A 15,822-nucleotide genomic window follows, 5' to 3' on the forward strand; every position below is an offset into this window, starting at 1 on the left:
ATGGAAGAAAACGGGCACCGCGATGGTGCCCGTTTTTTATTGTGCGTTGCTCTTACCAACTACCGTAAGGGATGCCGTACTGATCGATGTAGCGCTTAGCCTTCTCACTTACGGGATAGGCGTACCGGCCTTCATTCTTGCCTTGGTCGGGTCCTAAGGGCTCAATCTCCGCCAAACCTTTGGCAACCTTCACGGGTTGGTTACACGAGTCCCTGACCCAAACTTGCACAACTCCGCCAGGAGCCAGACCTAAATAAACAGAGGCCATAAACCTGGGTTCTTTTTCAGGAGTTGTGGAGCACCGCTCGCTGGTAGAAGAGGTCATGATCTGACGAGCCTTCTCCGGTATGTCCACCCATGCCCGGTAGGTTTTCTGCTCCACAATCGATTGCCACCGTACAAATATCCGAATGGGCAAATCCGCACCTACGACGGTTTTTCCGCTACCACCGACTCCCGTCCAGCCACGAGCCGACTCTTTCCCATCTTCAGGTTCGCCACCCGCCGCGCGCCCGCCGCCTGTTTTAAAAAACACTTTGCCAGTAATGTCCTGGACAGAGCTGTCTTCAACCCAGACCTTCATGTAGTCAGGCTCGGTAAAAGCGAGCTCCCACGCTTTTGCCTGGGTATCACTTGGTGCGGAAAGCGAGTAGGCAGACTGACAGCCTGTAATGAGCAACGCGCCCAGAAGCGATATCCATATTTTCATTACCAAAGCGTCCAGTCGGGTACATGAGGGTGTTTTACGCGGACACCGTCCTGCGTAGGTGCGTTGATGTAAACAGCCTTCAAACCGCTTCCATCATTTCGACCCAGGGGATGATTCCAGTTCGCCGACGTGTGAATGTACTTCAGTCCCAGCACCTGTTCTTCTTGAGGCGTAGTGCTGTAGTCGCCGGCGACGAATCTGTCGCTCATAGCTTGAAGTTCCTGCGGGACCGCCAGCCCGGAAGTATCGGGGATATCGTCAAACTGAACTCCTTTCTCCTTTGCCAATTTGTGCATCAGATGCAAGTAGACCCTCGACAGTTTTCCGCTTATAGGGCGTTTGAGCTGCAATGCCGCATAAACTCGCTTCATGGGAGGACTGAACCGGTCTTGCTGATCCTTTATCTGAATCGCTGGAGGCGTGACGATCTCTAAAAACTCTGCGGGCCACCCCTTGGCTAACCATTGGCTTCTGACCTTAACGGCATCGCGGTAGATCGAGGTAGTCACTACATCCGTATGGATCGACACTTCCAACGCTTGCATTGGGCTGATCAGTACACACTCCTGAGCTTCATCGAGATAACCGCCACCAATATCAGAGTGCACACCTGGCAAGGTAATCTCAGGGAAATCCGGCTTGATGCTACTGAGAGCAAAGTTGCCTCGACATTCGTCGCGGGCGGCTAACTGCACGACGTCGTCGAAAAACCTTCGATCCAAATAGAGCTTTATCCCCGTAGCGACGGAGCTCTTTATATTGCCCAAATTCGACCATCCGGCAATCGATGGCACCGTATCAAACAAACCTATAAAGCCCATGTTGATTCCGCTTTTGTACTGGGCGATGAAGTTTGAACTGAAAGCTTCTGAACTCCCGCGCAACACATTCCCTAAAGGGCCTTGTGGGCCGCGTACGACTTCATTGGCAAAATGGCGAGCCGCCGCCGCACCTCGGCTGAACCCGAAAGTATCGAAGATCAATGATGTGATTTCGCAGCCGGGATGGTTCGCGAGCACGTCATCAATTCGTTGTTGTATTTGAGCGAATGAAAGCTGCACACGCCCGGCGACGCCCGTATCACCCCTGCCGGTACCCTGCCCGACCAGGTTGTCTTTTTCGCCCGACAGAGTGCCGATACCCTCCATGTAGATCATGCGAGATGCGCGTTTTTGTGGGCCCTCGCCTTCAGTCTTTTGCGGTGCGTAATACAGGTCACTCAGCTTTTTTATATTGCTGACGTCATTGCCATAACTACTGTCAGGATCAGCCATAAACGGCTTGCAACTGGGGTCAATGTCCGCCGCAGCTATGGGGTTGTGCGCACCACACAACAACCCAGCAGCCGTATTATTCGCGTTGTTGCCAGTGCCATCGAAGAACACGCCAATTCTCAGCGCGATGCTGATTTTTTCTTTTTGAGGAGCCGGCGCCTTTCCGTGTTTCTCATATTCTGCCCAGCGTCGGGCATGGATATCGACAGGCTTGGCCTCGTGGTATCGATAGTCTTTTGGGGGGTTGGGGACGTAGCCACTCATTCCTTGATTTCCTGCTCCTGGGTGCAACGGGCGTCGAGGGTGCCACCGCGGGTCCTTTCAGGCAACGTGTAGCCAGATGCCATCACTCAAACCATAGGCGCTTCATTCCGACCATTACCAACGTCGATAGTTACCATCACGTCAATGAAGTTCTCATAAAAAATCCGCGGCGTAACATCCGCTCCATACCCAACTAACAACACCCGGAGCACACGATCATGAAACGCCAAATCCTTCTCAGCATCGCTTTCTCGGTTTTCGCAGTTAACGCTTTCGCCGCTTCCTCTGCTCACCAGGCTGTCGCTGAAGGCGGCTCGGATCGACTGATTGAAAGCCGCGTGGCTGAAGGTGGTTCGGACCGTTTGAACCAGAATCGTGTTGCTGAAGGTGGCTCGGATCGTTTGATCGAGAACCGCGTGGCTGAAGGTGGCTCGGATCGTCTGAACCAGAACCGCGTCGCTGAAGGTGGCTCGGATCGTTTGAACCAGAATCGCGTTGCCGAAGGTGGCTCGGATCGTCTGAACCAGAACCGCGTTGCCGAAGGTGGTTCCGACCGTCTGAACCAAAACCGCGTTGCCGAAGGTGGCTCGGACCGTCTGAACCAGAACCGCGTTGCCGAAGGTGGTTCCGACCGTCTGAACCAGAACCGCGTCGCTGAAGGTGGCTCCGACCGTCTGAACCAAAACCGCATCGCATGAATGAAGAGTTCTAAAGCAGTGCGCCAACAAAAAGCCCGGCCTAATCAGCCGGGCTTATTCGCACTTGGAATTCTGCTAATCGCACACCTCAACATAGCTCGACTCCCCTCCTCCAGTCGCCCCCGACAACCAACCCCAAACGAACGCCAGCGTCGTCCGGCCAGCATCATCAACGCCAACCGTGCCTCGGGACCAACCGGCAAGCATCTCGCCATCCGTGGTCAGGCATTGGAAAAGCAACTCGATCGTGTCAGGCCCGGTTACGTGGCCGACCTGATTTCCCGTGCGAATCCTGCCGCCCTGATACGTGCTCGAAATGACATGCCCGTCGACGTAGTAATGGAAAACCGTGCCCGCACCGGAAACCCCGTGGGCGTTGCCCGCTACGGCGAATCGACGATTGTGCAAACGCTCGCTGACTGGGGAAAAATGGTCGTCCATAAATTTCGTGTCCTTTAGTTGGTAGTTACCATTGGGTTGGCAATTACCTAACAGGCTGACATGACTGACATCTTTGTCAAAAACACTTTCTCGATCTGATTTACAGCATCTACACCGCGACTAAATTCAAACACTGCTCTTAACGGCACTCATGTCAGCGGCTTCGACCAACGCGTCAAACGCGTCGATGTCCAGCGGTCGGCTTAAGAAGTAACCCTGCCCTTCATCGCAAGACACCGCTTTAAGCATCTTCAAGTGTTCTGCTGTTTCAATGCCTTCCGCTGTAACAGTGAGGGATAAAGCGCGTCCGAGGCCGACAATGGCGTGGATGATCGCGTTGTCGTCGGCACTTTCTTCCAGTCGATTCAAAAAGCTGCGGTCTATTTTCAAGCCGTCGAACGGGAAGGCGCGCAAGTAACTCAACGAGGAATACCCGGTGCCGAAGTCGTCCATGCAAATGCGCACACCGAGGCGCTTGAGGTTTTTCATGACTTCCAATGCGCCAGCGGCATCGTCCAGCATCACACTTTCAGTGATTTCCAACTCTACGCGGGCCGGATCGATTCCGCTGTTGTGAAGCGTTTTCTGGATGCGTTCGAACAAGTTGCCGGTCTTGAATTCGATCGGCGAAAGATTGACTGAGACGAAAAGATTTTGCGGCCACTGCGCGGCTTGACTGCAAGCGGTGTTCAGCACCCAGTTGCTTAAAGCCAGGATCAGTCCGGATTCTTCGGCAATCGGGATGAACGTGTCGGGAGATATCAAGCCGCGTTCGGGATGCTGCCACCGCACTAGCGCCTCAGCGCCAACCATGCGTCCATCGGCGATGGAATAACGTGGCTGGAAATACAGCCGCAGTTCGTTGTTCTTGATGGCGAAGCGCAAATCGCTTTCCAGACGCCGGCGCTCGATGATCCTGACGTTCATATCGCCGGCATAGTAGCGCCAGGTATTACGCCCGGCGGCCTTGGCTTCATACAGCGCAATATCGGCATAACGCAGTAACTCGGCGGCTTCAAGCGCGTCGGTTGGCGCCATCGCAATGCCAATACTGGCGCTGACGAACACTTCCTGTTCATCCAGCGCTATCGGCCGCTCAATGGAATCAATCAATCGACGGCAGAGCGCTTCAACTTCTACCGATGAGTTCATGTCGGTCAGGATCAGTACAAACTCATCGCCGCCGATCCGTGCTACCAAGTCCCCCTCGCGTACGCAATCTGCCAAACGGCTGGAAACTTCATTAAGTACCAGGTCGCCGGCCGCGTGCCCGAGTAAATCGTTGACCGGTTTGAATCGATCAAGATCCAGGCTGAGCATTACCAACGGTTGCTCAACTGTCGGCAACGCCTTGAGTTTGCCGTCCAGAAACTCCTGCAGACGCGTTCTGTTAGGTAGCCCGGTCAGCGCGTCATGTTGTGACAGAAATTCAATCCGGCGGCGCGCTTCTACTTCCTCGGTAACATCCGTCGCCGTGCCGCGAAATCCTTCACCGGACATTTCTCGAGCGGACAGGCGCGTGATGCGTTCCCGTCCTTTTATATCGACGTAACGGCATTGAACGCTGATATCCGGGCGACGATTGGGAATGCTCAGCCATTGCGACAAAGTGCCTAACTCAGTGCTCAACAGATCGTCTATTGATGCGCCGGTCCAGGCAGTTCTGGAAAGTCCCGTCACTGCTTCGAATCGCTCGGACAAGAAGGTCAGACGCCAATCAGCATCTATTTCCCAGACCCAATCCGAACTGGCTTCAACCACGTCACGAAAACGCGCTTCACTGGTGGCCAACGCCTGTTGACTGCTTTGCAGCGAGGCGTAACTGGCGTCGAGCACCAGCGCCCCGGCGGTTGTACGACGCAAAATGGCCCATGTCATCAAACACACTAACAACGCGGCAATACCGATCAACGGCAAGCCTATTCCCAACAAACGCAGGCCTGGCCTGGATGAAGTCCAGTAGAGGCTGCCAATTGCGGCGTTATCACTTAGGGGAACAGCAAACGCTGCACTCATTTCATCGGGCGTCGCGACATGTAAGCGCGTCACTCCGAAGTCATTTCCCATCAACTCGAGCTTGGCGCTGTTCAGCAAGTTGACGAAGATCAACACCGACGCGGGCCGATCATCAGCCACGGCTGTTGGGTCAGTGCCCGGTGTTATGGCCGCCGCGGCGACAAGCGCCGGCGCGCCATTAACATTGATAAACGCAGTTGTCGGTGTTTCCGTTTCTGCACCTGCGCGCGCTTTATCGACTATCGCGGTAATCGACTGACCGAGCCATTGCGATACTTCAACCGCTTTCAACTCTCCCTTGACCACCGAATACACCGTGCGATTGGTGTCGTTGACCACGAACAGGCCTTGAAAGCCAAAATCGGAATAGATAGTTGGCCCGATATTTTGTTGAACGAAGGCCCAATCGACGTCTACTTCAACGTGCAAGTGCCTGTAGGCATCGCCCCAGAACGCATAATCCCTGACAGTCGAAAGCATCGACTTTTCCAGCGACTGCATTGCCTTCTTCGCATAAAACGCACTTTCAACTTCTTCCGTGCGATCCAGGTCATTTGCCAGATACACCAGTGAAACGCTGGCAAGCACAAACACCCCTGCCAGCAGCGCGACAAACTTGAACAAAGAAGCGCGGGCCAGCGACAGGCTTGAGCGATCAGTGAGGCGATTGGCAATTGAGGCGAGATTGGTCGGCATAGATTCCCGCAATCGTAGAGGCGAGTTGTTGTATCTGAAGTTATCGGCCGGGGTCGCAGAATTATGAGTTTATTGACCTAACGGACAAGTGGTCGCAAAAAAACCTGCTGAAACGCTTCAGCCGAGATGCAAGCTGCCGATACATCACATCGCGCCGAACATACGTCACGTCACGCCTTCCTTTAAAACGAGCTCCCTCATGAACCCTCTGAACCTTTTCACCAAGGCCCGCGCCCATGCCCAAGGCACCGCGAGCGTGTCTTGCAGCGCTGGCGAACTCGACAATGCCTTGGCCGCGCTGCGCATTGCGCCGGTGTTGGTCACCGGGTTTGTCTCACCGCATCTGGACATTGACCAAGTCGCCGCCAAGTTGAAACGGCGTTTTGCCAACTGTGCGATCAGCCTCTGCACGACGTCGGGGGAGTTGAGCAACGGCGCGAGTTCGTTGTATTGCGCGACCGGCGAGCGTTGGGATCGGTTGGTGTTGCAGTTGTTCGACGCCAGTGTGATTGCCTCCGCCGAGGTGGTGATGGTGCCGCTGGAGTGCGAGGACATTCGCGGCGGTGGGCCGCGCATGGCGATGCGCGAGCGGATTGCGAAACTGGTGAACAACATCAAACACGCTCAGGTGCGTACACCGATTGATCATCGCGACACCTTGGCTTACGTGGTTTTCGACGGCCTGTCGGCGTCCGAATCGTTCTTTATGGAAGCGCTTTATGAGTCGGGGCGTTTCCCTTGTCTGTTCGTCGGCGGATCGGCGGGTGGCAAGTCCGACTTCAAGCAAACGCTGATCCACGACGGCCAGCGCAGCTACCAGAATCACGCGCAGATTGTGTTCCTGAAAACCGCAGCGGATGTGCGTTTCGGCGTGTTCAAAAGTCAGAATTTCCAACCGGCCGGGCTGAGTTTCAGCGTGCTGACGGCGTCGGTGGAAGATCGCACCATCGACCAGGTGATCGACAGTCGCGGCAATATCAAAAGCATGGTCCAGGCACTGTGCGACGCCTTCGAGTGCAGCGCTCAGGCGCTGGAAAAGAAGCTGGCCGATTACTCGTTTGCGATCCGCGTGGGCGACGAATTGTTTGTGCGCTCGATTGCGCGCATCGACTATCAACAGCAAATCGTTCAGTTGTTTTGCGACGTCGCACCCGGCGAAGAAATGGTCATGGTCAAGCGCACGCCGTTGCGCGAAGCCACGCGCTCCGATTACCAGAAATTCCTGCGCGGCAAAGGGGGTCAGCCGCTGGCGGCGATTCTCAACGACTGCATCTTGCGCCGACTGAATAACGGCAGCGATCTGGCGAGCATGACCGGGATTTTCGGTGATGTGCCGTTGGCAGGTTTTTCGACGTTCGGCGAGATTCTGGGGTTGAACCTGAACCAGACGCTGACCGCGATTTTCTTCTTTCGCGTGGCCAAGGGCGCCACGTTTGCCGATGAATACGTCGACAATTTCATCGCGCACTATGGCGAATTCAAAGCGTTTTTCCTGCGCCGGCAGATCAAGAAACTCGCCGGTTTGAACCACGTCGTGGTCAAGCAAATCATGGCGTTCAAGGAACAGGATTTCAGCAGCGCGCTGGAAACTCGTGGCCTCGACAGCACGATTCTGCCGGTGTTTGACGGCCTCGCGGACTTGGGTCAAGTGTTGGCCCAGGCCCGTGCGCAGCAAGAGCAGATGTCGACGCAAATCAAGCATTACTCGGGCGAGTTGCACCATTCGATGGATGACTTGGCCGGCACTATCGACCGGCAGAACACGGTAGCTACGCAGGCCGGGACTACGGTTGAGCACTTGGCCACACAAGCAGGTGAAGCGGTGGTCGGCGCCCGCGCATTGGCCGGTTCGAGCCTGCGAATTCAGTCGATTGTGCAAGTGATCCAGCAGATCGCCGGGCAGACCAATTTGCTCGCGCTCAACGCCGCCATTGAAGCGGCGCGGGCCGGCGAGATGGGCCGAGGCTTCGCCGTGGTGGCGGACGAAGTGCGCAAACTGGCGGAAATCACCCGCAAGAATGCGGCGGAGATTGGCGTCGATATTGATTTACTGTCGGGCGAGATCCAGCTGGTGGCGCAGCAAATCGAGGACCAATCCGTTGCGGTGGAAGCCTTGCGCGAAATGCTCGACGTGCTGGAAGAGTCAAGCCGCACCACCGAAGGCACGGCGCAACGGACCAAATCCATCGCCGACACCTTGACCGGGCTGACCCACGCGACGTTTTGACCCATAACACAACCTTTTGTAGCAGCTGGCGAAGCCTGCGTCCGGCTGCGAAGCAGTCGTAAACCCTCAACGCGTAGTCTTTCTGAAACACCGCGTTTGCTGATTTTACGACTGCTGCGCAGCCGGACGCAGGCTGCGCCAGCTGCTACAGGTTTGTCAGTGGGTTTTTTCGGGTTGCCCGAACTGTTGAACCTGGACGCATTTGCGCCGCTGAATCCAATAGCCCAACAGCGCCATCGGCACGGTCGCGAGCATCACTACCACGGCGATTTCCAGCGGCCGCTCGATCCACGTCGACACCAGCAGGCTCGCGGCAAAGCACAGACCCAGTTGCAATGCGTTCTGTAAAGCCGCCGCTTTGCCGGAGTTTTCCGAGAATGGCGTCAGAGCATTCGTCACGATGATTGGGAAACTGGCACCGTTGACCAATCCCATCAGGCAAAACGGGATCAGCAAGGTGGTCAATGTCGGCGTGGTCAGCGTCGCGACCAGGTACAGCGCGACCAGGCTCACGCAGTACGCGAGGATCAGCCACGGCAACATCAGGTTACCGCTGATGCGTTGCAGCAGGCTGCGGCAACTGAAGCCACCGATGAGGAAACCCAGGGTCGGCAAGGCGTAGCTCAGGCCGATGTCGTTGGGGCTGTAACCCATACCGCCGAGGATGAACGGTGACGCTGTCAGCCAAGCGAAAAACGCCGCCGAGCTGGCTGCGTAGATCAATACGTTGCCGCTGAACGCCGGTGATTTGAGGATTTGTCCGAAGCTGATGCGTGAACGTTCGCCGTTGGCTGTCAGACGTTTCGGCGTGGCTTTGAGCAGCGCGGTGGGCAACAGCAAACCGACGCTGATGCACAGCAACACGGTGAAAATCGCCTGCCAGCCAAAGTGATTAAGCAGCAAGGCACCGAGCAGCGGCGCGAGCGCGGGTGACAGTGACATCAGCGGAATAATCGCGGCGAACAGGCGATTGGCCTGATGTGGCGGGTAGCGGTCGATCACCAGCGCTTGCCAACTGACCGCCGCCGAACACACGCCGATCGCCTGAATGAAGCGCAGAGTCCACAGTTGCACCGCGGTTTCGACCCAGAACATGCCGAGGCAACCGACGGCGAACAGGCTCAGACCCATCAACAGCACCGGTTTGCGCCCGATGCGGTCGGACATCGGCCCCCACAACAGTTGGCCGACGGCGAAACCGGCGAGGAAAATGCTCAGGCTGGCGCCCACCGCGCCGGCGGATAAATGCAGGTCGCTGCCGATCACGCCGAACGCCGGCAGGTACATGTCCATGCCCAAATAGCCGAGCATGCTCAGCCCAATCAAGTAACAGGTGAATCCAAACGAGTTTTTCATCAATGCCCTAACTGAATCTTCAATCAAATAATTTGTTAGCAGCGTGTCATTATCGGCAATGCGCTTTTACTGTGAAGCGATAATAATTGGACGTTTCTATCAATATTTTTGAAGGCAAGTGAATGTGGTCTGAATATTCCCTCGATGTGGTTGATGCCGTGGCCCGGCACGGCAGCTTCAGCGCGGCGGCGCAGGAGTTGCATCGCGTGCCGTCGGCGGTCAGTTACACGGTGCGCCAGCTCGAACAATGGCTGGCGGTGCCGCTGTTTGTGCGGCGTCATCGCGATGTCGAGCTGACGCCGGCCGGCAAATTGTTTATCGAGCAGTCACGCGGCGTGATGAAAGCCATGCTTGACACCCGTCGCCGCTGCCAGCAAGTGGCCAATGGCTGGAGCGGTCAGCTGCGCGTGGCGGTGGATGCCATCGTTAAACAGCAGCGCTGCCGGCAATTGGTGCTGGATTTTTATAAACAGTTTCCCGACGTCGAGTTGCTGCTCGGCTACGAAGTGTTTAACGGCGTATGGGATGCCCTCGCCGACGAGCGCACCGACATTGTCATCGGCGCCACCAGCGCGGTGCCGGTGGCCAGTCACTACAGCTTCCGCGACATGGGCCTGTTGAATTGGCTGTGTGTCGCCAGCGCCCGCCATCCGCTGGCGGCGCTAAACGGTCCGTTGAATGACGATCAACTACGCCCCTACCCCGCGCTGTGCATGAACGACACTTCTCGCCAGCTGCCCAAACGCGATACCTGGGCGTTGGACAATCAACGACGGCTGGTCGCGCCGAACTGGGCCTCGGCGCTGGATTGTCTGGGTGAAGGTTTGTGCGTTGGCATGGCGCCGGCGCACTTGGTGATGCCGTTGATCGAGCAAGGTCAATTGGTCGCGCTCAATCTGGAGCGACCCTTCGCCGCCAGCCCGTCGTGCGTGGCGTGGAACCAGAACAAGCATTCGCCAGCGATGGCCTGGTTGCTCGATTACCTGGGGGACGCCGAGACGATGAATCAGGAATGGTTAAACGGCGAGCGCGCTGATACGTAAAGCTCCCTTTACATCTTTTAAGTCTTCGGCGAGTATGTAAAGCACCTTTTACATCAGGACGATGAAATGAAACGCTATTACACCGAATTGGGCGCGGCACTGACGATCTACGTGATTATGTTGATCGGCTCGATAATGCTGCTTCAACACCTGGAAAACGCCGGCATGCCATTGCGCATTGTTATTACGCTGATGCCGGTATTGCCGGCGGTCCTGATGTGCTGGGCGATCGTGCGCAATCTTCGGCAGATGGATGAAATGCACTTGCGCATCCAACTTGAAGCGCTCGGTTTCGCTTTCGCAGCTTCCGCGTTGCTGACCTTCAGTTATGGCTTTCTGGAGAATGTCGGCTTTCCGCATCTGTCATGGACACTGGTGTGGCCGGTAATGGGTTTGATGTGGATCATCGGCTTGCAAGTTGCCAGACGTCGTTATCAATGAAAAACCAGCTCAAGGAACTGCGCGCCGCACGCAAGTGGTCGCAAGTTGATCTGGCGGCGCTGTTGAACGTCTCTCGGCAGACGATCAATGCGATTGAAAACGGTCGCTACGATCCGAGCCTGCCGCTGGCGTTTCAGATTGCGCGGGTTTTTCAATTGCCGATTGAAAGCATCTTTGATGATGAGGCACTTTGATTGAAACCAGGCTTCTCAATCACCGTCGGCAGAATCGGATAGCTGCGGGGGCAGGACTTGCCCGCGATGGGCGGTAATGCGCTGAGCCTGATGCTTCGCGGCGCCTGCTTCGCGAGCAAGCTTTGCTCCTACAAGATCAAAAACAGTTGTGTGCCTGCCAGAAATTCTGTGGCGAGGGGGCTTGCCCCCGTTCGGCTGCGCAGCAGTCGCAAAACCAGCGCTCGCGGTACTCCAGACAAAACGCGACCACAGGTTTTGGGGCCGCTGCGCAGCCCAGCGCGAGCAAGCTCGCTCGCCACGGTTTTTGGGTTTGGCGTGCTTGCGATAAGGATTGACAGATAGTTGGGACCATCCTGCCCTCCAAAGTCAGCCAGCCACACCACAACCCCTGTGGCGAGGGGGCTTGCCCCCGTTCGGCTGCGCAGCAGTCGCAAAACCAGCGTTCGCGGTACACCTGACACACCCCGATCACAGGTTTTGGGTTTGGCGTGCCTGCGATGTGTTTTCTAGCGCTTGTCCGGCGCAACGATCGGTGCGTGTTGCGCCATCAATTCCGCGATCCAATCAATGAACACTCGCACCTTGAGGCTGATGTGCCGGTTCGGCGGAAATGCCACGTACAACGGCATCGAATCCAGCCGCCAATCCCCAAACAATCGCACCAGCTCGCCGCGTTCTTCGTGCGCCTTGGACATGTAATCCGGCAACCAGAAAACCCCCATCCCGGCCAGGCCCGCTGCCAGGTAGGCGTTGCCGTCATCCACCGCCAGCACGTAGCGGCCGGTGATCTGCAACTGCTCCGTGGCGCTGCGCATCGCGTACGGCAACGCCCGGCCAGTGCGGGCCCAGAGGAAACCAATCACCCGATGTTCGGAATCTTCCAGTTCTCGTGGATGCAGCGGCGTGCCGAGCCGGGCCAGGTAATTCGGCGCGGCGAATACGCCGAGCTGCAGGTCGCCGACTCGCCGCGCCATCAACGACTGATCGATAAGCTCGCCGCCGCGCACCACGCAATCGACGTTCTCGCCGATGATATCGACGATGCGATCGCTGACGCCCATGTCGATCTGGATGTCCGGGTAACGCGCGTGAAACGCTGGCAATGCCGGCATCAGAATCATCCGCGCCAACGGGCTCGGCACGTCCACGCGCAATCGCCCCCGGGGCAATACGGCGGCGCTCGACAGGCTGGTTTCGGCGTCGTCCATGTCAGCCAGCAGGCGCAGAACCCGTTCGTAAAACACCGCGCCGTCGGCAGTCACGTTGACCTTGCGCGTGGTGCGGTTGAGCAGTTTGACCCGCAGCCGCGCCTCCAATTGCTGCACCAGTTGCGTCACGCTGGTTTTGCTCATGTGCAGCGTCTCGGCAGCCTTGGTGAAACTGCCGGTTTCCACCACTCGCGCAAAGGCCTGCATCGCGTCAAAACGGTCCATATCGCCTCGGATTGTTTGGGATTGGCAAACAGTGATGGCTAAGGTTGCCGGTTTATCGGGTCGGCGCAAGTGCCTAGAGTCGGTTCATCGTTAACCCGGGTCGGACCTGACCCTGATGCACTTCTGGAGGCACCGTTATGACACCGCGCGATGTAGTTTTCCCCGCTGGACGCCAGGCACTTTACGACATCAACCGTTACTCGCCAGCGATCAAATCCAATGGCTTTTTATTCGTCTCTGGGCAAGTCGGCAGCCGCGAGGACGGTTCGCCGGAACCGGACCTGCAAACCCAAGTGCGGCGCGCGTTCACCAACCTCAATGCGATCCTCGAAGCGGCCGGTTGCACGTTCGACGACGTGATCGACGTCACGGGATTTATCGTCGATCCAGCGAAAAACTTCGAAGCAGTCTGGGCCGTGGTGCCGGAGTTTTGGGGTAACGCGCCGCACCCGACACTGACCTGCATCGGCGTGACGTGGCTGTACGGCTTCGATTTCGAGATCAAGGTCATCGCCAAATTGCCGGAAACCGCCTGACCCGCAGGCAAAACCCACGGCGAGGGAGCCTGCTCCCCCGCCCAATCGGCCGCAGGCGGCTTTCATAATTCTTCTCGAACCTTTTAAAACGCGCCCCCGTCCTAGCTCTATCAACTTGCCGATAAAGCCTGCCGGAGTGGCCGATGCTCATTCATCCGAAAAAACATTTTCACCCCTACACCCACGCGAGCGGCGGCTGGGGTTCGGCGCAATCGGTGATGAAAATCCTCTGGCGCGAACAGGCGTTTGCCAAAGGTTCGGTGGCGTTGCTCAAACAGAACAAACCGGATGGTTTCGCCTGTGTCAGTTGCGCCTGGGCCAAGCCCGGCCGGCCGCACGCGCTGGAGTTTTGCGAGAACGGCGCCAAGGCCACTGCATGGGAGCTGACGTCGCTGAAAACCGACCCGGCGTTCTTCACCCGGCACACCCTCACCGAACTGCGGCAATGGCCCGATTACGATTTGGAGCAGCACGGGCGGCTGACTCATCCGCTGCGTTACGACGCGGCCAGCGACCGTTATCAGGAAACATCCTGGGACGAGGCTTATCGCGAGATCGGCGCGCAGTTGCAGACGATGCAGCCCGACAGCGTGGTGTTTTACGCCTCCGGGCGCGCCTCGCTGGAAACCTCGTTCATGTACCAGTTGTTCGCCCGCGCCTACGGCACCAACAACCTGCCCGACAGCTCGAACATGTGCCACGAAAGCACTTCGGTGGGTTTGCAGGAAAGCATCGGCGTGCCGGTCGGCACGGTGACGCTGGACGATTTCGAGCACACCGATTGCCTGTTTTTCTTCGGCCAGAACGTCGGCAGCAACGCGCCGCGCATGCTTCATCAATTGCAGGACGTGCGCAAACGCGATGTGCCGATCATCACCTTCAACCCTTTGCGCGAGCGCGGCCTGGAGCGTTTCGTCAATCCGCAGTCCCCCATCGAGATGCTCACGCCGGCATCGACCCTCATCAGCACCCAATACCACCAAGTGGCGATTGGCGGCGACACGGCAGCGCTGATCGGCCTGGCCAAGGTGTTGCTGGACATGGAGGATCGCGCGCCGTCGACCATTCTCGATCACGCTTTTATCGCCGAACACACCCAGGGTTTCGACGCCTTCGCGAGCATGGTTCGCGGCTGTCACTGGCAACAGATCGAACGCCAATCCGGCTTGAGCCGGGGCGCGCTGGAAGCGGCGGCGACGGTGTACGCGCAGAGTGAACGGGTGATGTTTATTTACGGCATGGGCATGACTCAGCACCGGCATGGTGTGCAGAACGTGCAAATGCTGGTGAACCTGCTGCTGATGCGCGGCAATTTCGGCAAACCGGGCGCCGGGATTTGCCCGGTGCGCGGGCATTCCAATGTGCAAGGTCAACGCACGGTGGGCATTACCGAAGACCCGAAAAAAGTCCCGGTCGATTTGATCGAGGAGCAATTCGGTTTCAAGGTGCCGGAGCAAATGGGCTTATGCACGGTGGATGCCTGCGAAGGCATTCTCGCCGGGCAAGTGCGCGGTTTTATTGGTCTGGGCGGTAATTTCCTGCGGGCGATTCCCGACACTTCGCGCATGGAGCCGGCGTGGCAATCGCTTGAACTGAACGTGCAGATCGCCACCAAACTCAATCGTACGCACTTGGTCCCCGCGCAGAATCAATGGTTGCTGCCGTGCCTGGGCCGCATCGAGATCGACCGGCAAAACGGCGTCGCGCAAACCTGGGCCACCGAGGACAGCACCGGTTGCATCCACGGCTGGCATGGCAGCGCCGAGCCGGTCAGCCCGCACGTGCGCGCGGAGGCGAGCATCATCGCCGGCCTGGCCACGGCCGCCCTGCCCTCCGCCAGTTCCATCGACTGGCTGGGCTGGAGCAGCGACTATTCGCGCGTGCGCTCGGCCATCGCCAAAACCTACCCGCACATCTTCCACGACATGGAAACGCGCATGGCCGAACCCGGCGGTTTCCATCGACCCATTGCGGTGGCCAAACGCGAATGGCTGACCGAGAGCGGCAAGGCGCAGTTCATCAATCCAAGCACGCTGAATGAGGATGACGACGTCAGCCCCGGCGACATCCCGCGCGATGTCCTGCAACTGATGACGCTGCGCAGCAACGATCAATTCAACACGACCATTTATGGCTATGAAGACCGTTTCCGTGGGATCAGCGGCACGCGTGAAGTGATTTTCATGCACTGCAATGACATCGCGCGGCTGGGCTTCAAGGTCGGCCAACGGGTGTTGCTGACCACGGCGATAGAGCCCGAAGTGAAGCGTCAGGTCGGGCCGTTGGAGATCGTCGCGTATGACATTCCCGAGGGCTGCGCGGCAGCGTATTACCCCGAATGCAATCCGCTGGTGCCGCTGTGGCACCACGCCGAACGCAGCAAAGTCCCCGCCGCGAAATCCGTGCCGATCCGCCTGAGCCCGGCATCCACCCAACCCCTGTAGGAGCGAGGCTTGCCCGCGAAAGCGTTCTACCGGCAACAATGATGTTGACT

13 protein-coding genes and 1 pseudogene are annotated in these 15,822 nt (G+C 57.6%); 8 read left to right on the plus strand and 6 right to left on the minus strand.

Going from position 1 to position 15,822, the window contains the following annotated elements:
- Positions 1-52 precede the first annotated feature (52 nt).
- Entirely contained in the window at positions 53-709 is a 657-nt protein-coding gene (locus BLU01_RS01365; protein ID WP_092269793.1) for a DUF2931 family protein, read from the minus strand.
- Positions 709-2,247: a DUF2235 domain-containing protein gene (locus tag BLU01_RS01370; RefSeq protein ID WP_092269796.1), complete on the minus strand. Its 1,539-nt coding sequence runs from the start codon at positions 2,245-2,247 to the stop codon at positions 709-711. The genes BLU01_RS01365 and BLU01_RS01370 overlap by 1 nt, the downstream gene beginning before the upstream one ends.
- Before the next feature lie 218 nt (positions 2,248-2,465).
- Between BLU01_RS01370 and BLU01_RS01375 the strand changes: the two genes are divergently transcribed.
- On the plus strand, positions 2,466-2,945 hold the full coding sequence (locus tag BLU01_RS01375; protein ID WP_092269799.1) for a phage infection protein: 480 nt from the start codon (positions 2,466-2,468) through the stop codon (positions 2,943-2,945).
- 75 nt (positions 2,946-3,020) lie between these two features.
- On the opposite strand, the gene BLU01_RS01380 is transcribed toward BLU01_RS01375, so the two are convergent.
- Together BLU01_RS01380 and BLU01_RS01385 are read right to left on the minus strand one after the other, a co-directional pair.
- A complete protein-coding gene (locus BLU01_RS01380; RefSeq protein ID WP_092269801.1) occupies positions 3,021-3,386 on the minus strand; it encodes a hypothetical protein in 366 nt (121 codons plus the stop codon).
- Positions 3,387-3,512: 126 nt separating this feature from the next.
- On the minus strand, positions 3,513-6,098 hold the full coding sequence (locus BLU01_RS01385; RefSeq protein WP_092269804.1) for a bifunctional diguanylate cyclase/phosphodiesterase: 2,586 nt from the start codon (positions 6,096-6,098) through the stop codon (positions 3,513-3,515).
- Positions 6,099-6,297: 199 nt separating this feature from the next.
- Here BLU01_RS01385 and BLU01_RS28240 point away from each other — a divergent pair.
- Positions 6,298-7,452 (plus strand): annotated as a pseudogene (locus tag BLU01_RS28240) (FIST signal transduction protein); the annotation flags it as partial.
- A gap of 372 nt (positions 7,453-7,824) precedes the next feature.
- Entirely contained in the window at positions 7,825-8,325 is a 501-nt protein-coding gene (locus BLU01_RS28245; protein WP_231987152.1) for a methyl-accepting chemotaxis protein, read from the plus strand.
- 156 nt (positions 8,326-8,481) lie between these two features.
- Here the strand turns inward: BLU01_RS28245 and punC are convergent, their stop codons facing one another.
- The gene (punC, locus tag BLU01_RS01395; RefSeq protein WP_092269812.1) at positions 8,482-9,681 is read right to left on the minus strand and encodes a purine nucleoside transporter PunC; all 1,200 of its coding nucleotides are present in this window, start codon (positions 9,679-9,681) and stop codon (positions 8,482-8,484) included.
- 122 nt (positions 9,682-9,803) lie between these two features.
- Between punC and punR the strand changes: the two genes are divergently transcribed.
- The 3 genes from punR (at position 9,804) to BLU01_RS01410 (ending at position 11,359) form a co-directional block, all read left to right on the plus strand.
- Positions 9,804-10,724: a DNA-binding transcriptional activator PunR gene (gene punR, locus BLU01_RS01400; RefSeq protein ID WP_092269817.1), complete on the plus strand. Its 921-nt coding sequence runs from the start codon at positions 9,804-9,806 to the stop codon at positions 10,722-10,724.
- 66 nt (positions 10,725-10,790) lie between these two features.
- Positions 10,791-11,165, plus strand: coding sequence for a hypothetical protein (locus BLU01_RS01405; protein ID WP_092269820.1), 375 nt, complete (start codon positions 10,791-10,793; stop codon positions 11,163-11,165).
- On the plus strand, positions 11,162-11,359 hold the full coding sequence (locus tag BLU01_RS01410) for a helix-turn-helix transcriptional regulator (RefSeq protein ID WP_092269824.1): 198 nt from the start codon (positions 11,162-11,164) through the stop codon (positions 11,357-11,359). The genes BLU01_RS01405 and BLU01_RS01410 overlap by 4 nt, the downstream gene beginning before the upstream one ends.
- A 506-nt stretch (positions 11,360-11,865) precedes the next feature.
- Here the strand turns inward: BLU01_RS01410 and BLU01_RS01415 are convergent.
- Positions 11,866-12,792 carry a LysR family transcriptional regulator gene (locus BLU01_RS01415; RefSeq protein WP_092269827.1) on the minus strand — a complete coding sequence of 309 codons (927 nt, stop codon included), beginning with the start codon at positions 12,790-12,792 and terminating at the stop codon, positions 11,866-11,868.
- 137 nt (positions 12,793-12,929) lie between these two features.
- Between BLU01_RS01415 and BLU01_RS01420 the strand changes: the two genes are divergently transcribed.
- Both BLU01_RS01420 and BLU01_RS01425 read left to right on the plus strand, forming a co-directional pair.
- Entirely contained in the window at positions 12,930-13,328 is a 399-nt protein-coding gene (locus tag BLU01_RS01420; RefSeq protein ID WP_092269830.1) for a RidA family protein, read from the plus strand.
- Positions 13,329-13,471: 143 nt separating this feature from the next.
- Complete coding sequence (locus BLU01_RS01425; protein WP_092269834.1) at positions 13,472-15,772, plus strand: FdhF/YdeP family oxidoreductase; 2,301 nt, start codon at positions 13,472-13,474, stop codon at positions 15,770-15,772.
- Positions 15,773-15,822: the final 50 nt, after the last annotated feature.

It is taken from the genome of Pseudomonas prosekii (assembly GCF_900105155.1).
In the GTDB taxonomy this organism is placed as follows: Bacteria; Pseudomonadota; Gammaproteobacteria; order Pseudomonadales; family Pseudomonadaceae; genus Aquipseudomonas; species Aquipseudomonas prosekii.